17 protein-coding genes are annotated in these 20,610 nt (G+C 42.7%); 2 read left to right on the plus strand and 15 right to left on the minus strand.

What is annotated here, in order from left to right; all coding sequences use genetic code 11:
• Positions 1-34: 34 nt before the first annotated feature.
• From DFP75_RS03560 to DFP75_RS18365, 14 genes are all read right to left on the minus strand, one after another.
• Positions 35-1,222 (minus strand): murein transglycosylase domain-containing protein, encoded by a 1,188-nt coding sequence (locus DFP75_RS03560; protein WP_110572282.1) that lies wholly within the window; start codon positions 1,220-1,222, stop codon positions 35-37.
• Between the two features lie 27 nt (positions 1,223-1,249).
• A complete protein-coding gene (locus DFP75_RS03565) occupies positions 1,250-3,436 on the minus strand; it encodes an OsmC domain/YcaO domain-containing protein (RefSeq protein ID WP_110572283.1) in 2,187 nt (728 codons plus the stop codon).
• Positions 3,437-3,645: 209 nt separating this feature from the next.
• On the minus strand, positions 3,646-4,470 hold the full coding sequence (locus tag DFP75_RS03570) for an ABC transporter ATP-binding protein (protein ID WP_110572285.1): 825 nt from the start codon (positions 4,468-4,470) through the stop codon (positions 3,646-3,648).
• Positions 4,467-5,552: a FecCD family ABC transporter permease gene (locus DFP75_RS03575; protein ID WP_110572287.1), complete on the minus strand. Its 1,086-nt coding sequence runs from the start codon at positions 5,550-5,552 to the stop codon at positions 4,467-4,469. The genes DFP75_RS03570 and DFP75_RS03575 overlap by 4 nt, the downstream gene beginning before the upstream one ends.
• Positions 5,549-6,568, minus strand: coding sequence for a FecCD family ABC transporter permease (locus DFP75_RS03580; RefSeq protein WP_110572288.1), 1,020 nt, complete (start codon positions 6,566-6,568; stop codon positions 5,549-5,551). Before DFP75_RS03580 ends, DFP75_RS03575 begins: the two co-directional genes overlap by 4 nt.
• 5 nt (positions 6,569-6,573) lie before the next feature.
• A complete protein-coding gene (locus DFP75_RS03585; RefSeq protein ID WP_110572290.1) occupies positions 6,574-7,515 on the minus strand; it encodes an ABC transporter substrate-binding protein in 942 nt (313 codons plus the stop codon).
• Positions 7,516-7,829: 314 nt separating this feature from the next.
• Positions 7,830-8,612 carry an ABC transporter ATP-binding protein gene (locus DFP75_RS03590; RefSeq protein ID WP_110572292.1) on the minus strand — a complete coding sequence of 261 codons (783 nt, stop codon included), beginning with the start codon at positions 8,610-8,612 and terminating at the stop codon, positions 7,830-7,832.
• Positions 8,613-8,623: 11 nt separating this feature from the next.
• On the minus strand, positions 8,624-9,463 hold the full coding sequence (locus DFP75_RS03595; protein ID WP_110572294.1) for an ABC transporter ATP-binding protein: 840 nt from the start codon (positions 9,461-9,463) through the stop codon (positions 8,624-8,626).
• A gap of 13 nt (positions 9,464-9,476) precedes the next feature.
• A complete protein-coding gene (nikC, locus tag DFP75_RS03600; protein ID WP_110572296.1) occupies positions 9,477-10,379 on the minus strand; it encodes a nickel transporter permease in 903 nt (300 codons plus the stop codon).
• Positions 10,376-11,410, minus strand: a complete 1,035-nt coding sequence (locus tag DFP75_RS03605; protein ID WP_217495009.1) for an ABC transporter permease — start codon at positions 11,408-11,410, stop codon at positions 10,376-10,378. The genes nikC and DFP75_RS03605 overlap by 4 nt, the downstream gene beginning before the upstream one ends.
• Before the next feature lie 102 nt (positions 11,411-11,512).
• Entirely contained in the window at positions 11,513-13,123 is a 1,611-nt protein-coding gene (locus DFP75_RS03610; RefSeq protein WP_110572298.1) for an ABC transporter substrate-binding protein, read from the minus strand.
• 87 nt (positions 13,124-13,210) lie between these two features.
• A complete protein-coding gene (locus DFP75_RS03615) occupies positions 13,211-14,365 on the minus strand; it encodes a mandelate racemase family protein (protein ID WP_110572300.1) in 1,155 nt (384 codons plus the stop codon).
• 405 nt (positions 14,366-14,770) lie between these two features.
• On the minus strand, positions 14,771-15,616 hold the full coding sequence (locus tag DFP75_RS03620) for a lipase family protein (protein ID WP_245926953.1): 846 nt from the start codon (positions 15,614-15,616) through the stop codon (positions 14,771-14,773).
• 230 nt (positions 15,617-15,846) lie between these two features.
• Positions 15,847-17,751: a methyl-accepting chemotaxis protein gene (locus DFP75_RS18365; protein ID WP_110572304.1), complete on the minus strand. Its 1,905-nt coding sequence runs from the start codon at positions 17,749-17,751 to the stop codon at positions 15,847-15,849.
• Between the two features lie 358 nt (positions 17,752-18,109).
• On the opposite strand from DFP75_RS18365, the gene DFP75_RS03630 reads away from it, so the two are divergent.
• Complete coding sequence (locus DFP75_RS03630; protein WP_110572306.1) at positions 18,110-18,721, plus strand: MarC family protein; 612 nt, start codon at positions 18,110-18,112, stop codon at positions 18,719-18,721.
• Between the two features lie 71 nt (positions 18,722-18,792).
• Here the strand turns inward: DFP75_RS03630 and DFP75_RS03635 are convergent, their stop codons facing one another.
• A complete protein-coding gene (locus DFP75_RS03635) occupies positions 18,793-19,308 on the minus strand; it encodes a hypothetical protein (RefSeq protein ID WP_110572308.1) in 516 nt (171 codons plus the stop codon).
• 37 nt (positions 19,309-19,345) lie between these two features.
• On the opposite strand from DFP75_RS03635, the gene DFP75_RS03640 reads away from it, so the two are divergent.
• On the plus strand, positions 19,346-20,500 hold the full coding sequence (locus DFP75_RS03640; protein WP_110572310.1) for a M14 family metallopeptidase: 1,155 nt from the start codon (positions 19,346-19,348) through the stop codon (positions 20,498-20,500).
• Positions 20,501-20,610: the final 110 nt, after the last annotated feature.

Below are 20,610 nucleotides of genomic sequence, written 5' to 3' on the forward strand. Positions count from 1 at the left end.
AATTTTTCGACTTTGTCACCAAAGTGTTTAAAGACTATTCGTATTTCTTTTTCGCTTTGGTGACTTTCTCTAGGTACATTTTGGATTCTGATCTAGGGTGGTCGTACCTAAGCTTCTTATAGACGTTACTAGTGGATGTTTGATTAATTTTGTTCATCGCTCTCGTTCGGTCATTAGGATCAAAGGTTTTTAACACATTGCCTGTGCCACCATTATAGGCCGATATCATAGAGTATTCTTGACTGATCTTGTTGCTGACTTTAACAAGATAGCGCGTTTGCAAAATATGTAGGTAAGCGCTGCCAATATCAATGTTGTTTTCTGGTACAAACAACACCTCTTTAGTCGGCTCCCCTGATTTTTTCTTCACTAAGTTATAAACATCTCGTCCAGCTGTCGCCGGAACAACTTGCATCAAACCGTAGGCGTTCGCTGGGCTAACTGCATAGGGGTTAAACGAGCTTTCCGTTTCTATGATTCCGTAGATAAGCGCCGGAGATAGGTTGTAGCGTTTCGCAGCAGCGATGACATATTGGCTGTATTTTTCTTGTCTTAGGTGCTCATGTTGTGGGGCGAGATTGAACTCTACTGCATAAACGGATTTGCCATTTGAGCTGGATCGTTTCAATTGTTTAGACACTAAATAATCGGCATAGCGTTCTGCTCGCCAGCGATATTGAACAACCTTGCCATCGTGATCTATGACCTGAGGGTACAAGAAGGGGACGCCTTCCGTATCCGGTGCATCGCTCGAAAAAATATCCGTTTTAGACGGGTCAGAGGTGGTGAGTAACGTGGTTGATACCGCTTGCTTTAGGGTTTCAAGCGGTCGATCCGTGGTTAATGTTTCGACCCGAACTGTGCCTTTTTCAAAATCGACGATTGTTCTCGCTTGATAATCATTGGTGTATTTTACGTACTTTTTCTTTTCGGGTAACTCGCTATTATCCTTGCCCCATCGCTTATTCACTTTCTGATCAAGTTCGGCGTATAAGGCTCTTATTGCTTCAATATCAGCCCGAATAACTTTGCTAGTGGCTTTTACCTGCTTGGCAATGGCTTTTACATCTTTTATGTCGTCTGCCTCTTTAATTTGATTGGAAAGTGTATTAACAGAATCCACAGAATTGAAGGACAGTGACATAGATTCACAGCCATTTAATGTTAATAATAAAGGGCCAATCAATACAAAGCGGGACTGGCGGACGATACTCTTTAGCATTAAATGGCCTCTCATGGTGTACGTTTTTTATTTCAATGAATGTGCTTTACGCGCTTGATGAAGTTTCTTATAACTTTCAATTAAGCGCAAATGTGGTTCAATGCCTTCAAGTTGCATGCTGGTTTTGGTTAAACCGTAAAAGCGCACATCGCCTTTAACGGAGCCAATAACGTTATCGATGACTTCTTTACCAAACATTCGGCTGAAGCTATGAACAAAATGATCCAGTTCTAATTCATCGTCTAGAGTGACTTCTAGTACACAATTCATGGCTTGATAAAATAAGCCTCGCTCCGCTGTGTTGTCGTTGAATTGTAAAAATTCACCCACCAGTTCTAGTGCGTCTTCATGGGCACCAAGAGCCAAGTAAATTAGAATCTTAAGCTCCATAATGGTTAACTGTCCCCAGACGGTATTTTCATCAAATACAATGCCAATCAAGGTTGGGATGTCGGTATAGTTATCTAGTTGACTTTCTTCTAGACGATTAACTAAGTCTTCTAATTGATCATCACTTAAGGCATGTAGGTTTAGAATATCTTCACGATAATCCAGCGCTTTGTTGGTATTATCCCAAACTAAGTCTTCTACTGGATAGACTTCGGAATAATCTGGAACCAAAATACGACAAGCGGCAGCGCCTAAGTCTGTTAACTCGGCTACATACACTTCTTTATCTAGGTCCTCTAAGATACCAAATAACGCATTAGCTTCTTCTTCGCTGGTCCCAGAAAAGTCCCATTCGACAAAATCATAGTCAGCTTGGTCACTGAAGAAGCGCCAAGAAATAACGCCTGTTGAGTCAATAAAGTGTTCAACGAAGTTTTCTGGTTCTGTAACGGCCATACTGTTAAAGGTAGGCTTTGGTACATCGTTTAAGCCTTCGAAACTACGTCCTTGCATTAACTCAGTTAAACTACGTTCTAAAGCAACTTCGAAACTTGGGTGAGCACCAAAAGAAGCAAACACACCGCCAGTTCTTGGGTTCATTAATGTAACGTTCATGACTGGGAACTGGCCACCAAGCGACGCGTCTTTCACTAGGATTGGAAAGCCTTGTTCTTCTAGCCCTTTGATGCCAGCAAGGATGCTTGGGTATTGTTCCAACACTGCCATTGGTACATCCGGCAAGACAATCTCGTCTTCGATAATCTGGCGTTTTACCGCACGCTCGATGATTTCAGATAAGCATTGTACTTGCGCTTCTTGTTGGTTATTACCCGCGCTCATGCCGTTGCTTAAGAATAAGTTTTCGATGAGGTTTGATGGGAAATAAACCGTTTCCCCATCGGATTTGCGTGTGTAAGGAATGGTGCAAATACCACGGGCTTTATTGCCTGAGTTTGTATCGATCAAGTGTGAGCCGCGCAGCTCATCGTCTGGATTGTAAATCTCCAAGCAGTAATCATCTAAGATGCCTTCCGGTAAGGAATCGTCTTCTGTTAATGCAAACCATTTTTCATTCGGGTAATGAACAAAATCACTGTTAGCGATTTCGGTACCAAAAAACTGATCATTATAGAAAAAGTTGTTGTTTAAACGTTCGATGAATTCCCCAAGAGCAGAACACAGAGCGCTTTCTTTAGAGGCGCCTTTGCCGTTGGTAAAGCACATTGGAGAGGCTGCATCACGAATGTGCAACGACCAAACGTTTGGCACTATGTTACGCCAAGATGATATTTCAATTTTCATCCCAAGATCGGCTAACATAGCCGTCATGTTACTGATGGTTTCTTCCAGTGGTAAGTCTTTCCCAGGAATGAAAGTGTTGGATGAGCCGTCTGGTTGGCCCATTAACATAGCATTGGCGTCAGCGTCTAAGTTTTCAACGGTCTCAATTTTGAATTCAGGACCAGTTTGTACGACTTTTTTTACTGTGCAGCGATCAATAGAGCGCAAAATGCCTTGGCGGTCTTTATCTGAAATATCGTCAGGCAGCTCGACATGAATTTGAAAAATCTGATTATAACGGTCTTCTGGGTCGACGATATTATTCTGAGACAAGCGAATATTGTCTGTCGAGATATCGCGAGACTTACAATATACCTTGACGAAATAGGCGGCACATAACGCAGAGGAAGCTAGGAAATAATCAAATGGACTGGGTGCTGAGCCATCGCCTTTGTAGCGTATTGGCTGATCTGCAGTGACGGTAAAATCATCAAACTTGGCTTCTAGTCTGAGATTGTCGAGAAAATTAACTTTGATTTCCATTGAAACGTATTTCCACTAAATAGGGCGTATGTGCAGGACAGTTATCGAGCTAAGAGGTCGATAAAAAATGATAGAGAGATTATCTTCGATAAGAGGGGGGTGAGTAAAATCAAATTGGCCATTTTAAAACAAATTGCCTTCTTTTCAGTTTTAGTTTGCCCAATTGCATTATAAAACTTCATAAGAAGGCTTTATTTTGTACTTTGCGATTAGCTTTTCAGGCGTCTGATGTTGATTAGAATAGGGCTTCCTGTCATAGGGTCGGGCATAAGGTCGCAATCAACACCGTAGAGTTCACGTACCAGCTCTTTGGTCATAATGTCTTTTGGACTCCCTTGCGTCAATATTTCACCTTCTTTCATGGCGATGATATGGTCTGAATATCGACACGCACTTGGTAAATCATGAACAACCATCGCTAATGTTTTACCTTGCCGAGATAGATTTCGTATCAGCTCGAAAACTTCGATCTGGTGGCCAAGATCAAGTGCAGATGTTGGTTCATCTAACAGTAATAAAGGCGTTTCTTGTGCAATGGACATAGCTATCCAAGCGCGCTGACGTTGACCACCTGACAAGGTGTCCAGTAGACGGTCTTTTAAACCCTCAAGATCTGCAGCCTGCAAAGCATATTTTATGGCTTCTTGGTCATCCATTGCCCATTGTCTTAATAAGCTTTGGTGTGGATGACGGCCAAATCGTATGAGTTCTTCTATGGTGATGCCATCAGGTGCCAAAGTGTCTTGTGGTAATAGGGCAAGACGACGAGCCACTTCCTTAGATGGCAATGAGTGGATATCTTTACCATCTAACATTACAACGCCTGAACTGGGCGTATGAACACGAGATAGTCCGTTCAATAAAGTGGATTTTCCACAGCCATTTGGCCCGACAATCGCCGTTACTTGGCCTTCTGGTAAGGTAACGTTTAATTGATCGATAATGCTTATTTTGCCATGTTTTAGACTTAGTTTATCTGCGCTAAGGCTGGCGCTAAAAGTGTTGGGCTTTTGTTTAAAAGCAGTAGCTGTCATAACGAACTCCTTGAAGAGCGTCTAACGAGTATCCAAATTAAATAAGGTCCACCTATCACAGCAGTCACAATGCCTACTGGTAATTCGATAGGAGATAAAACAGTTCGCCCAAATAGATCGGAGAGCATCATAACCAGTGCACCAGTGAGCGCGGAACTAATAAGAGGAATACCTCGATAGCGAGAAAGAACACGGGCAATTTCAGGTCCAACCAACGCAACTAAACCAACCGGCCCAGCGACAGCGACAGCCAGTCCAGTTAAGGTAATACACAGAATTAGCGCGAGTATTCTGATGTGTTTTATATTGGCACCAAGCCCAGTAATAACCTGATCTGAAAAAGGTAATAGAGCAAATTGTCTTGAAAACAAAAGACAGCCAATGACACAAATGGCAATGCCAATACTCAACGTATTGACCATGAAAGGATCGCGAGCACTGAGACTTCCGACCGTCCATGGATACGCGCTATTGGCAACATCAATACTGACTTGGCTTAATAAGAGCTGAGTTACTGCGCCAGCTATAGCGCCAATCCCAATGCCTGCAACAATGAAGCGATAGCCACGAGTGCCACTTCCACCAGCCAAGCCAAATGCCAATGCTGTTGCGGTTGCTGCGCCTGCTAGGGCCATAAAGGAAGGGGCCAAGGATACACTCATGCCAACAATGGAGGAGACCGCAAAGGCCATAGCTGCATTGTCGATACCAATGATACCTGGTGTTGCCAAACGATTTCGAGCCATTGTTTGCATCAAACAACCCGCCAAACTGAAGGCTGCACCGGTATAAATAGCGGCCAATAATCGTGGTAAGCGTAAATCTTTGACAACAAATTGATTCATGGTATCACCCTGTCCTAAGAGGACATCAACGACTTCTTTTGGCGAAATAGCCATAGTGCCGCTGCCAAGAGTAATGATGCTGGCAAAAAATAAGACAAGCAAAAGCCAAGTGTTGCGAACAATCGCTTCTTTCTCTATTAGGATTTGCGCATGTTGGCCAATAGAAACGAGTCTATAGCCATTTGGACTTGTGTTGCTGGTCGGAGTATCTGGCATGGAAAGGCTTTGGTTAATCATAATGTGGGCAGCCTACGTGATCGGACAATCAATAAAAGCACAGGGGCACCGACGATGGCGGTGAGCACGCCCAGAGGCATTTCTGTAGGTTGTGCGACAAGTCGCGAAATAATGTCAGCACTTATCACAATAATTGGCCCAAGAGGTAAGCATAGCCATAATGTTCTACGAATATCAGGGCCAACTAAGGCTCTGGCAGCAAAAGGAACCACTAAGCCGATAAAGGCTACGGGACCGGCTATTGCCGTGGCACCGCCTACGAGCAAGGCTACCGCGATAATGATAATGCCGCGAATTCGTCTTGGCTTGTGTCCAAGACCAATAGCGACACGCTCACCTAAAGCTAACGAAGCCAGCGGCTTTGCCGTGTATAGAACGCAAGCAGCGGCAACTAACATGGAAGGCAAAACGGACATTAGCGTGTGGGTGTCACGACCAGCAACACTTCCAGTGACCCAAAAGCGAATTTCGTCTGCCGCTCTTTGATCGAATAAGAGAATAAGTGACGTCATGGCTAATAGCAGACTAGATAACGCAGCACCAGCAAGTACAAGGCGAATAGGGTCGTTGTGTTGACCTTGCATACGCGCCGCACCAAGCACACAGATACAGCCAATTAAGGCTCCTAACTGCGCGATGCCAACCGTTAACGTTGCTGTACTGGCTCCCATGACAAGTGCCATGGCGACGGCAAATGAACTGCCTGCACTGACACCAAGCAAGCCTGGCTCGGCTAAAGGATTACGAGCCACGGCTTGCATTAACGCGCCAGCAATACCTAGCGTTAAACCAACAAATAATCCAATTAATGTTCTTGTTGAGCGCAGATGGAAAACCGTAAATTCGTCGTCTGGAGAACCGTTACCAAATAAGGTTTGAAGGGAAGCCTGAGGGGTTAACCCTCCAGCACCAAATAATAAGCTCAGCAAGCAGCAAAGTGCCAACACAAAAAGTGCTGACACTAAGACGGCAAACAATGGTCGCTGAGCTGGAGACTTAAGAAACCAACTTTGCATCGAGTTTAATTCATCTTTTTATCAATAACAGTTTCAATGGTGTCTAAAATTGCATGCGCTGCCAATGGTCCCGCCGCACTTGTCCAAAGCTGTCCGTTAACAGTCATAACGTGGTTTTCTTTAACAACATTTAGGCGAGAAAACGAAGGCGAGGTTTTAGCGGCTTCGAGTGCGGCATTGCCTTCATTGTTCAGTGTTGCCAAGAACAACCAGTCATTGTCCACTTTAGATAAATTTTCTAAGCTAAGAGGGCTACTGTGTGGACGTCCTTCTTTGACGACACCTGCATCGTTAATCTCAAAACCAACGGAAGCTAGGATGTCAGGTGCAAAAATCTGTGAAGACATGACGACAGGTCCTTGAGGCATCCAGCGAGCAAGTGTTGCTGAACGCTCATTTTGAGGTAATTTAGTTGTAATCTTGTTTTTAAGCGCACTTGCACGTTTCTCTATATCAGCAAGAATGACATCCATTTCGTCAGTCTTGTTCAATGCATCAGCATAAACGTGGGCTATCGTTTCCCATGAACCTGTAACTATTCCTGGGGATTTTGGCACGACAGTTGGTGCGATTTTCGAAAGAATATTGTATTGATCTTGGGACAAAGTCGCTGATGCTAGAATCAAGTCTGGTCGCTGAGCAACGATGGCTTCTAAGTTGTTTTGTCTCGAAGTGCCCACGATGCTGATATTGCCGACACGATCTTGAATGTACTCTGCGACGGAATCACCACCCCGTGTAGCAACCGCCGCCAAAGGTTTAAATCCCAAAGCAATCGCGCTATCTAAGGCATCTTCGGATAAAGTAACCACACGTTTTACCTCGTCATTAACCTTAACATTACCGTATTTCGTGCTAACAGTATGTTCCGCTGCGAATGTAGTAAAAGAAGCGGCTAAACCAGCACACAGTAATATTTTCTTAAACGAAGGGCGATTAAACGTCATAACATACATTCCTTAAAAATGAATATTTTCAATAAGCAGTACGCTTCAGTGCGAGCTGGAGTATTGAGGGTATAAAGAAACCAAATCAAGTTTAGTAATGATAACGCTTCTTATTACTGTGTTTAACTGTTTAATCTAATGAAAGCACTGCAAAAAATGCAACGTAGCGTTTTACAATTCGAGTATTTCTCAGGCGGGGCGTATTCGTAGAATAAGAACCAAGATGAATTTATGAAATAGTGTCGTTTAGCTATTGGTCTGAAATGAAAAAAAGCGCTCTTTTACTGAGCGCTTAAAAACACTATTTGTATGCTCTAATAAATATTAGATTCAGCTGTTACGTTTGTTGCTTCTGTATGATAGCAACAATCCAGAAGCATTCTGGTGTAAGGTTCTGATGCATTATGATTAGCAAGATCGTCAGAGGATATGGTTTCTACAATGCGGCCACTTTGCATAACGGCAACACGATCACAGAGATAAGACACGACACCCAAATCATGAGTAACCATAAGATACGTTAGACCTTCTTTTTCCTTTAAGTCTTTTAATAAATTTAAGATTTCAGCTTGCACTGAAACGTCCAGCGCTGAAGTAGGTTCATCCAATAAAAGGATCTTTGGTTCAAGTATCAAGGCTCTAGCGATAGCTACGCGTTGACGTTGCCCCCCAGATAATTGATGTGGCGACCGATAGCGGAAGCTATTATCCAAGCCTACCTTTTTCAGTATGGTGGTAATCCGTTCGTCTCTGTTGTCCATTTTATGAATTTTCAAAGGTTCCGCTAACGCGGTCTCAATACTGTGTCTTGGGTGCAATGATCCGTATGGATCCTGAAAAACCATTTGCATATCGATGCAGCGTTTTTTGTCGAGCTTATGTTGCAATTGCTCGCCATTCACAGACAGCTGACCTGACCAGTGATGGTATTGTCCTGCAAGGCAGCGTAAGACAGTTGTTTTTCCTGAGCCAGATTCACCTACTAGACCAAAGGATTCTCCTGCCTGAATCTGAAGACAAACGTCGTGTAAAACTTTGCTTTCATTAACACCACTACCAAAAGATAAGTTGAGTTTTTCAATGTCGATTATATTCATAAAGCTCCCCCTTAATTGAATAACCAGCTTGGATCCCTTTGCAGGGTTGGAAGGCGGTTTCGAATATCGCCTATTCTAGGCGGTGCTTTGAGTAAGCCTTGTGTGTATGGGTGTTGCGCATTTTCAAGTTCACTGGCCTTAATAGATTCCACAACTCGGCCTGCGTACATAACCAGTACGCGGTCACAGTAATTACGTACCAGATCTAGGTCATGACTAATAAAGATAAGCCCAATATTGCGTTCGCTGATCAACTCATCAAGTAAGTTAAGTACTTGGCGCTGAACGGATACATCAAGTGCAGAGGTGGGTTCATCCGCAATGATTATTTCTGGCTCAGGAATTAACATCATTGCAATCATAACCCTTTGACCCATTCCGCCTGATACTTCATGAGGGTAAAGAGAGTAGACTCGCTCTGGGTCACGAATTTGTACTTTTTCAAGCATAGTTATGGCTTTTTCTTTGGCGATTTTTTTGCTTACTTTGTAATGAGCAAGGTAAGCTTCCGCAATTTGATCGCCAACTTTCATGACAGGATTCAGTGAGTATTTTGGATCTTGCATTATCATCGATATTCTGCGGCCGCGAATATTCTGCATGGTTTTATCGTTTGCCTGTAACAAATCGATATCACCAAATTGCAATTTTTCGGCTTTCACTGTGGCATTTTTAGGGTGAAGTTTTAATAAACTTCGGCCCACCGTCGATTTACCTGATCCAGACTCTCCAACGATCGCTAGCTTCTCTTGCCCTAGAGTAAATGAGACATCACGTACCGCATTTACTTGGCTCCCTTCATGAGAAAAGCTAATTTGGAGATTTTTAACTTCTAATTTTGTATCTTCCATAAAAATCACACCTTTAGTTTCTAGGGTCGAGTAGGTCACGTAAACCATCGCCAAGTAAATTGAATGCCAGACTGACGAGCATAATTGCAGCGCCTGGAGCGGCAACGAGCCACCAATTTTCTAACATATAGCTACGGCCTGTAGATATCATCGCCCCCCATTCAGGCAAAGGAGCCTGAGCACCAAGTCCTAAGAAGCCTAAACCTGCTGCGGTCAAAATAATTCCAGCCATATTCATTGTTAGACGAACGATGACGGAAGATAGGCACATTGGAACAATATGGCGAAAAATGATTCGTGTAGCAGAGGCACCTTGTAATTGAACCGCAACAATATAATCCGCTTTACGCAATTGAAGGGTTTCTGCTCTTGCCAAGCGTGCTATAGGCGGCCAAGTTGTTAGAGCAATAGCAATAACAGCATGTTCAAGGCCAGGCCCTAAAGCAGCAACAAAGGCTAAGGCTAGGACAAGCCCAGGGAATGAAATGAAAATATCCGTGATTCGCATGAAAACGGTATCGATGATGCCACCGAAATAACCTGAAATGGTGCCTATTGCTAAACCTATTGGTCCAACAATTATGGTAACTAATGCAATGATATACAGGGTTATACGAGAACCATAGACAAGACGACTAAAGATGTCTCTTCCAAATTCATCGGTACCGAACCAATGCTCAGCGCTAGGTGCCTGTAAGCTATTGCTGAGCTGCTGAGCAAGCGGATTATGAGTTGCAATCCAAGGTGCGAATACCGCTATTACAAGTAGCAATATCACGACAACAAGACCCGCAGCGGTCAAAGGATTACGTATGATTCGTTTACAGCCATGACCTACCGTTTTTAATAACATCATTAGGTTGGCATTAGTTGATTTTGAGATTGAAGACGACTTCATTGTTGAATTTGTAATCATTTTCGTGTCCTCGGATCAAATACTCGATAAAGCAAATCTGTCAGTAAATTCAGTGATATAAAAATTAGACCAATGAGTAAAATTGATGCGACCACGGCATTCATATCACCGAGCAAAAGGCTACTAGTAAGGTATTGTCCAAAACCTGGCCAAGCAAAAACCGTTTCAATTAAAACGGCACCTTCTAATAACGAGCCGTAGGAGAGGGTAATAATAGTGAGCAATTGCACAAGAATATTGCGAAACGCGTGACGCCAGATAACCACACGTTTAGGCAAACCTTTAACTTGGGCAGTCAAAATATATTCTTGTGAAAGCTGCTCTAACATGAAACTGCGTGTCATACGGGTAATGAATGAAACAGCGTTCAATCCCAGTATAAAGGCAGGCAAAATGATGTGCTTAATCGCACTTTGAAATACATCCCAGTCTCTTGCCAGAGCAGAATCTATCAATAACATCCCAGTAACTGGGTCGACAAAGCCATCGTAGGCTAAATCTACGCGCCCAGATCCACCAACGACATTAAGCCAAGCATAGAAGATAATTAGACCTATCATCCCTACCCAAAATACGGGTGTTGAATAACCAAAGAGGCTGATAACTCGGATAATATGGTCAACAGCGCGACCTTTGTTAACGGCAGCGTACACACCTAATGGAATGCCGATAACAATACCAAAGATAATCGCGACAGTGGCGAGCTCCAGTGTTGCAGGAAAAACACGTGCAATATCTTCTATTACTGGACGACCTGTTAGTAGGGCGTTACCAAAGTCTCCATGAGCAATGTCATTTAAATAATATAAATACTGAGTGTAGAGGGGCTTATCTAACCCCATTTCTTTGTAAACTTGTTCATACGTTGAATTATCAGCATCTGGCCCTACGACAGAAAGAACAGGGTCGATGGGCATTACTCGACCGATAAAAAACGTCAATGCAAGCAAACCTAATAGCGTAATGGCGACGGAGCTAAGTCCACCAAAGAAATGCTTAAAACGCTTATTTGATAACTGGAAAGTAAGCAAAGTAAATCTCCAAAATAATGGTGAGAAAGCCACTATTTACAAAGTAACTAGTGGCTAGTGCTGGACAGAGTAGGCCAGCACTTTCGTTGTAAAAGAATTCTCTTAACGCTCTTTAGTAACTTCTCGTAACCGAGTCGTTGCCGCCTGGTGGCCTTCGTAGTGTTTCACATCGGTTCTAAGCAGAACGGTGTCTAACATTTGTGAAACGGGGAAGATGGCTCCAATTTGAGTTTCATAAATATTTTGAACATCTTGATACATTTCAATTTGCTTTTGTGCGTCTTTCTCTAGCAGCGCGTTTTCAATAATGGTGTTTATTTCTGGGCTATAAAATCCAGTACGCCAGCCTTGAAAATTAGTCAGTTTGGCTTCATCGCTGTTATCAGGGTTGTAAACTAATGAGCGCAAGCTTGAGTGAGGATGTGGTTCAATACCGCCACCGCCTCGGCCAACCAACATCTCGAATTTACGTTCGCGCATTGCGCCATAGACCTGATTGCCTGTACCTGTGATGATTTCTGCATCAATACCTGCTTGAGCAAGAGTAGATTGCAAGCTTGTAGCGATATTGATAAATGGAAGTTGAGACAACACTCTAATGCTGGTTTTGAACCCGTCTGGATAGCCTGCTTCTGCTAGAAGCGTTTTGGCTTTTTGGACATTTAATGCATAACCAGGTTCAGGGAGAGTTGCATCTAATCCTAGTTTGAGCGGGCGTTGGTGCAAAACACCATAATTCGGCATGATTGAATCGTTTATTCCTTTGTAATCGATCAAATAGCGCACTGCCTCGCGCACTTTTTTGTTCGAAAACTTATCGTCTTTCATGCTTACTGCGACATAGTAAAGTGTGCCACGGATCGTCGCTTCTGAACGGATATTGTCGTCTTTTTTTAAGGCTTCGATGTCAGGAACCGACATTCCCATGGCGATATCAATATCGCCACGTTCCAGCATTAAGCGCAATGATTGAGACTCTGTCATATGGCGCATTACAATACGCTTCATCTCGGAAGGCTCGCGCCAATAATCATCGAATCTGGTCATTAGAACACGGTCTTTTGCTCGCCAATCTCTCAATTGAAAAGGGCCTGAACCAGCAACATTTGTGGTTAGCCACGCGTGGCCTAAATCGCCATCTTTTTCATGTTTTAAGACCTCTTTACTATCAACAATAAAAGCACTTGGAGAGCTACCGAGTGTATAAAGTACTAAGTTAGGGTCTGTTTTTTCTGGCAAGCTAATTTCAACTGTATAGTCGTCTTTTGCTTGAATAAATTGTTCGACATTATCAGCAGTGAAGCCGTATGTTTTCCATGTTGAAGCTAGGGCTAGGTTAAGCTTCAAAACACGTTGTAACGACCAAGCGACGTCATGTGCTGTCAGTTTGTTTCCGGAGTGGAAAATAACATCATCTCGTAATTCAAATGTTATGCGGTTACCGTCCTCGCTAATAGACCAGCTTTTCGCGACAGCTGGTGATATTTTAGACGGTTCTTTTGGTGCTAATTCAATCAGCATGTCGTATAGATTAGAGTTTACGCTAACGACATCTAAGCCACTGGCTGAAGCGGGATCGAGGGATAACAGGTTATCCATACTCATACCGATAACCAATTGATTTTCAGGTGTTATAGCATTAGCACTGGGTACGATAGTGCTACTAATAGCGATTGAAAGTGCGCAATATTTAAGCAGATTTGAAACGTTCATTCTTTTGCTTCCTCTTTATTTTTGTATTGGATAAGCAGTGCCGCTGATCATAATGTCAGCGACGTTTCGGTTTTTTATCTGATTTAATTAGTAGGTTTCCACTATGTTGTTGGCGATGTACTCGAAGTTTATGTCTTCCCCTAAACCTGGTTTTTGAGGTAAGTGGACATAGCCGTCCTCATCCATAGGATCTACGATGCTATTAAGGTAGGCAGGTATATCATCGTATTCTAGAAATGGGTGAAGTAATCCGCGTTCGTACCAAGAGCAATTTTTTATTGCTCCTACTACCGCAAGGTTTGCAGCGCCATTCCCGTGGATTTCACAGTTCATTCCGAAAGAATCGGCAAGGTGAGAAACCTTCATGCAAGGTCCAATACCACCAACACCTGCAACGCCAGCACGTAAAATGTCGCAGGCTTCATTCTTAACCCAACTCGCACGGCTAAAATGTTTGCCTGATAATGATTCTGGGCCTAATACAGGGATGTCTAAGTTTTTTGTTAGCCATGCATAAGACTCCGTAGATTCTTCAGGCATTGGCTCTTCGATCCATTCAAAATTCAGTCGTTCTAGCTCTTTGCCAATTTTGTATGTATCTGTGCGGCTGTACCAATGGTAGCCGTCTAACATTAAGGCGATATCTGGACCAACAGCTTCGCGCACAGCGGCACAGGCACGAATGTCCATTTTTGGGCTAGGAGCAAAGGAAACAGGAGGCATCCAAGTGTGAAGTTTGATGGCTTTATAGCCTCGTTTTACGAGTTTTTCTGCAAAGTTGGCATAGTCTTCAGGAGTTGCTAAACCACCTTTAAGTTCGTCGCCGCACATTGTGCTGCCATAAGCTAAGACTTTATCTCGGTAACCACCAAGAAGTTGATAAACAGGAGTATTAAATTTTCGACCGATAAGATCCCACAAAGCTTGTTCCACTAAAGCAAGAGCTCGATCTGTTAGTTGTCCTGCACTGCCACGCTGCCAATGAGCAAGTTCTTGCCATAGACGTTCTCTGTGCATTACGTTTTGCCCGATCAGTACCTTGCGAGCAAAAGCATCTAGGATGTGTTTGCGAATAACTTCTGGAGGGCCAAAAGAATATCCTTCGTCTCCGGATTCTGTTGTGATTCGCAACATGGCCATTTGGGTTTGCTTTTCATCTCCCGGATGAGCGTGGCCTGCGGTATCTACAGATCGGCGACTGAGAAATGTGAAAACGTCCACTGTAATGGATTTAATGATCATAAATTAAGTATCCTGTTTAGTATTTTTTATCTTTAAGAAACTTTTTATATGCAAGAAGCTAAACAAAATTGATGAAATGATGTGATTTTAAAATCAAAACGGCATTTCATTTATCTTCTTTGTTAAGTTGTATGATGTATAACTAATGTAGTCAAGTGCTGTATAGAAAAAGTTTATTCGGCGTGTTTTTGCTATCGATATAATGTCTTAAAAAACAGTGTGTTAAGAAGTATTCCTATGAATAAGAATTTTTAATAGTCTGTTGGGAAGGAACCCTTTTTCTCTATTATTTGCTTAAAAGTAAGGGCTAAAAAGATTGTCTTGAAGTGACGTCAGTAGAGTAGGTGTACAACTTATTACGTTGAACGTCACAGGAAGGGGTTGAGAAAATGAGTAAGTAGATGGCTAATCGAAGGAAAAGCCAAAGATACTAATCTCTGTCTTGTAGGTCGTTTCCTTTGCAGAGGATTGAAGCGCTTCTATTAAGTCCAAATAGGTCTTCATTTTGTGGGCTTGTAGGTTCTTTTCACTGGGAATAGAGGTGGTGAACTTGGTCGCTCTGAGCATAGCTTTCACGCCGCTAGTTTTGGCAAATTCCCCTTTTTTCATGAGAATAATCTCTTCTCCCATGTGCCAGAATATATCTAAATCTTTTATTTGCATTGGGCTGATAGGCGGTACTAAAGGCACAATGTCATCTTCCGTGACAACTCTCGTTAAAGGTAGGTTGCCAAACTTGTCCGCACCAGTGACATTGGTGACTTTAGGCTGGCCAAAGGTGATGATCTGCTCTATTGGGTAACCATCGTTTTGTAGATACATGCTAAGGATCACGGCAATCGCTCCTCCCAGGCTGTGGCCTGTGAGTTCGATAGATTGATCTTTAGCGAGGAAAGGTTTGATGTCTTGGTAAATGGCTTTTGCTCCAGAAGCAAAGCCTTGATGTAGCTTTATATCAAGTACTGTGTCTGGGTGCAGTTGTAAATTTAAATCCAACATGGCGTTTTCTAGATTTGCCGTTCCTCGAATGGCAATGGTTTGAATATTATTGGCGCGACTTAAAAAATAACTCACTTGAGATGAGGGAATGACGGATTGATGAATTAAGGTTTGGCCTTGTTCTTTAAGTCGTTGCTCTAGTGTGCTTGGTTCTAGGTAAGTGTCATCTGACAGTCTTGCTTGACCTTCAATTGCAGTGAAATCTGGTGCGGCAATGGCCAGTTGAAAAGGTATAACCAGTAAAAGAGACAATAATAAGATCTTGTTTTTTAGCATGCGGGATAGGAGCAATAAAGTAGTAAAGAGGAGCAGAGTACTAAAAAAAACCATCGCGTAATATAAATTTAAGATGAGAAGTGGCAGAGAGGGTGAATTTTCATGTTTCTTAGCGATTAGGAAAACGGTCTTTACTGTTAAGCCAATTCGAAGGTTGCGAAGGTTGTAAAACCCCCTGATTATACAGGGGGCTTTGGGAGGGGGCTTTAACGTTTGATTTTAAAGCGTTGAGTTAACGCATTTAGCTCGAGGCTTAACGCTTTTAAGTTGCTAACCGCCATTGCCGATTCAGCAGCGCCTTCCGTGGTTTGATCCGCTAACTGGCGAACATTTTCAACACTGCTGCTTATTTCGTTAGAAACGTGAGACTGCTGTTCTGCTGCTGTCGCAATTTGTTGAGTCATATCTTGCACATGGCCCATTTCCATATTGATGCTTGCAAAGAGTGCAACAACTTCTTTCGCTTGCTCAGCGTTATTAATAGATAAATCGCGGCTGGTTTGAATTTTATCTAGGGACTCTTGCGCACCGCTTTGTAGTAAGTGAATTAAGTCTTCAATTTCTTTTGCTGAGTCTTGAGTTCGACTTGCTAAACCACGAACCTCATCTGCCACTACGGCAAATCCGCGACCCGCTTCACCAGCTCGAGCCGCCTCAATCGCAGCATTAAGCGCTAATAGGTTTGTCTGTTCAGCCACAGCCTTAATCACTTCTAGTACGTTTCCGACATTATCAGAGCGTTCTTTTAGTGTTTCCATGGTTTGGCTGGTATTGTTAAGCTCGATGGCTAGATTGCTGATCTGAGTTGCTGTCTGATTAACCATAGCACTACCTTGATCGACGATTTTGTCAGTGGCCGTCGTGGCAGAGGCTGCTGTTTCAGCATTGCGAGCGACTTCTGCAACGGTTGCAGACATTTCATTTATGGCTGTCGCGACTTGGTCTGTTTCATCTCGCTGAGACTGCATTCTACTTTGGCTGTTCTTGGTAATGACTTCCAGTTGCTCGCTTGTCGAGCTTAGGTTAAGTACACCGCTAACAACTTCTGAGATCAATTTGTTTAATGTCAGGCTCATCTTGCCGATGTCGTTGTAGAGTTTACCAAGTTCATCGCGACGTTCAGTGGAGTAACTTTGAGTCAAGTTACCGGCAGAAATGGACTCTAACGCCAAAGTAACATCATTCATTGGTGTGACTATCATGCGGCGGATAAACCACGCGAAGAATAATCCCATGAAGATAGCTGCGATGGTAACCCATATGAGTAACATGCGAACTTTAGCGCCATCTTCAGCACTTTTGACTTGTTGCAGCGCTTTTAAATCTTCAAGCTTATCAGTAATAGTTGTTGCCAATTCTGCAAGTTTTTGAGTTCCGTTATCCAATTTCAGCGTCAGAGGAGGGTTTAGAGCGAGTAATCCTTGGTAGGTTTTAAACAGCTCATTGATTTTCTGCTGAATAGCTTGCGACTGCCCTGTGAGTTGCAGTTTCTCCATTTCGGATGCAATTTTTGGGATACGAACATTGATTATGTTCAGTGGAATGGGGTTTCCTTTAGCGACACTCGTTGTGATGATTAACATAGTGTCAGAGAGTTCCCTTGACATGCGTAAAGTAGTTGTTACGGCATTTATATCACTGGAACCGCTAAGGCTATCGATTAGCTGGTCTGCTTGGGTATTGATTTCGTTACGAATACCGGCTGCTTTTTTGCCAGTATTCCCCCAGTCTTGGCGGAATGTGTGAACTTCTTCAAATGCGAGTATATATTTATCTAAGGCACTGGAAGCCTCTTTTACGATGGCTAAGCTTGTTTCACCAGTGTAAATATTGAAAGAGTCTTTAAACTGTTTCGATAAGTCTGTCTCAATATTGATGACGCCATGGTAAGCATCTTCGCTACCGTTACTAAGATATAATTTACGCTGTTCTCTAAGATCTAGAACAATGCTATTAAGCTGGTTGGACAATTGAACCTTATGGGCTCGTTCTAGCAGCATATCAACACCTAAAAAGCCAGCAATCGCGACGATAAGTGTTAACAATAAAACTAGGCCAAAACCACATACAAGTTTTAGCCCGATAGAGAGATTTTCGAAGGGGTTTTTCATGAGATTTCCTGTAAGGACTTTAGGGAGATAATTTGGTGGCAAATGGTAATTTTTTTGACGGACTTTTGCGATGAGATTTCTTAATAAAAAGTTACAAAAGTACGTTGTTTTACATTCTTTTTTTATGTTTTGGGAGTAATCAGGGGGAAATCGATTTAACCTGCCATGGTTTGAATAACCTGTTAAGAGTTTCTTAAGCTTTATAGAGCGGTTTTCTAATATAAAGATAGGCGATAAACAAGGTGGTTTTTGATGCCGTCATTTTAGCATTGCTTATAAGCGCTCTCAGGTATCACCAAGATTAGTAATACGGTAAAATCCCCACCCTAATTTTCCAGTAACACTAACCGAGAATCTAATGAGCACTGAGTTTTCCATTCTATCTGCAACTTTACTGTTTTTGTTTGTTATCGACCCGTTCGGTAATATTCCTATTTTGTTGTCAGTGATGAAGGGGGTTCCCCAGAAGCGCCAATATCAAATCGTGTTGCGCGATGGCTTAATCGGTTTGATTATTTTGGTGAGTTTTTTGTTTTTTGGGGCTGAGTTTTTGGCGCTGTTGCATTTGGAAACGGAGTCTATTTCAATCGCTGGTGGCGTGGTCTTATTTGTGATTGCTTTGAAGATGATATTTCCTTCTGCTTATGCGAAAGACACGGGGCCTGTGATGGAGCCCTTCATTGTCCCGATTTCTATTCCTATGCTAGCGGGACCCTCTACGTTAGCGACCTTGTTGGTGATGGTGAAAAGCTACCCAAATGATCAGCAAGACTTACTTATTTCTGTTGGTGCAGCTTGGGCAATTTCTGTGGTTATTTTGGCACTGGCGCCTTTGCTGAACAGAATCTTAAGAGAGAAAGGCTTGGCTGCGTTAGAACGACTGATGGGGATGTTGCTATTGATGATGTCTGTACAAATGCTGGTAAACGGTGTGCGCAGTCTATTCACTCACACACTTGCTGCCCTTTAAGATATTTAGCCACCCACTTCAATGATAAGCTGGGTGGCTAAATTTTGTTACTTCATACTATTTGTTAAGACTTAGTCTTCTATCACTGGAATGTCACTTGGGTCGATAAGCCCGTGTTCTACTGCAATTTGTAGCAGCTGAATGACGAGTTCATCTGGTGGCAGCAAGTGCAAAGGTGTTGTTTGACCTTGCTCTTTCACGGCATCGTCTAGATTTACATCCCGTTCTTCAAACCATGAGTGAATACTTTGTACTTCAAAGCTTGGCTCTAATCCTTTTATATCGTAAGTAGTCTCGACCAATAGGTTAAGCGATTCAGGTTCAAGTGCGTAAATGACATCGGTATCAAATTCATTGATCCATTCCGCTAGAATGTCGCTGGCTTCGTAGCCGAATTCGTAGAGCTGTTGTTCATCAAGGTCGAGTGCGTTAGGCTCGATACGGTGGTTTTCTAGCCACTCGTCGTCGGGTATTACCAATACTTCTTTTACTTGTGCTTCATGAGTAGACCAGGTGAAAAGTAATGGAAAAGCTGGCTCGTCGGAAGAGTTGGCGACAGCCGTCATGAATATAGGTAAACTTGCCATAATTTAGAACCAATGTTTGATTGTTAAGGAAGAATAAATGACCAGCCGAATCAAGATCAGTAGTGCGTTTGATGGCGGTAACATCTCCGTTATTAATGCTTCGGAGCCGGACAATATTAGAGTAAAGATCCCTAATGATACAAACTCTAAATTTTTGCAGTGGTTTTATTTTCGTTTACAAGGCGGCATGGGTGAACAATGTGTCATTCAATTTGAGAACGCTAGCGATGCTGCTTACCCAGATGGTTGGGTCGATTATCAAGCGGTAGCCTCTTACGATAGAGAGTATTGGTTCCGTGTTCCAACAGAATACGTAGACGGCAAATTGGTAATTACGCATCAACCCGAGCAAGACAGTGTGTATTACGCGTATTTTGCGCCATACAGCTATGAGCGTCATTTAGATATGATCGCTTGGGCAGCAAGTAATGAAGATTGCATTACCGATCATTTGGGTGAAACGGCAGAAGGTCGTGACATCACTTTGTTAGAAATCAGCAAAACCCAAGGTTTAGCCAAAAATATCTGGATTATTGCGCGTCAGCATCCAGGTGAAACCATGGCTGAATGGTTTGTCGAAGGTTTGCTGGAGCGTTTGTTTGATGAGTCTCATCCGGTTGCACGTGCTTTGTTGAAGCATTGTCGATTTTATGTCGTTCCGAATATGAATCCAGATGGCGCTGTGCACGGTAATTTGCGAGTGAATTCTAAAGGCGTGAATTTGAACCGCGAATGGAAAAATCCAACGGCAGAATTCAGCCCAGAAGTGTTGGCAGTACAAAAGAAAATGGCTGAAACAGGCGTTGATATGTTCTTAGACATTCATGGTGATGAAGCTCTGCCTGTGAACTTCGTTGATGGATGCCAAGGTGTTCCATCCTTTGATGCTCGTATGGAAGCCATGGAGACCTTGTTCAAAAATATCTTCACTGCTGTTAGTCCGGATTTTCAGACTGAGATTGGTTATACCCCAGATCAATTTGGTGAAGCGAATTTGACGGTGGCAACAAAATGGGTAGGGGAAACCTATAAATGTTTGTCTTTTACCTTAGAAATGCCATTTAAAGACAATCAAAATTTGCCTGACGATATAGTTGGCTGGTCACCTGAGCGCGCTAAGATTTTGGGTGCGGATGTCTTGTATCCTATTTATCAAGTGATCATGAGTTCTCATATGAAAGCCGACGACTAAGAGTCGTTGGCATTTCGAGATTTTTGACCGCTTTGTTGATGAAATGATGATTTATTATCTAGCGAATATTGGCAAACTGGATTAGGATCTTGCTTTCAAAATTGCAATGA

Source organism: Marinomonas alcarazii, from assembly GCF_003208215.1.
GTDB lineage: Bacteria > Pseudomonadota > Gammaproteobacteria > Pseudomonadales > Marinomonadaceae > Marinomonas > Marinomonas alcarazii.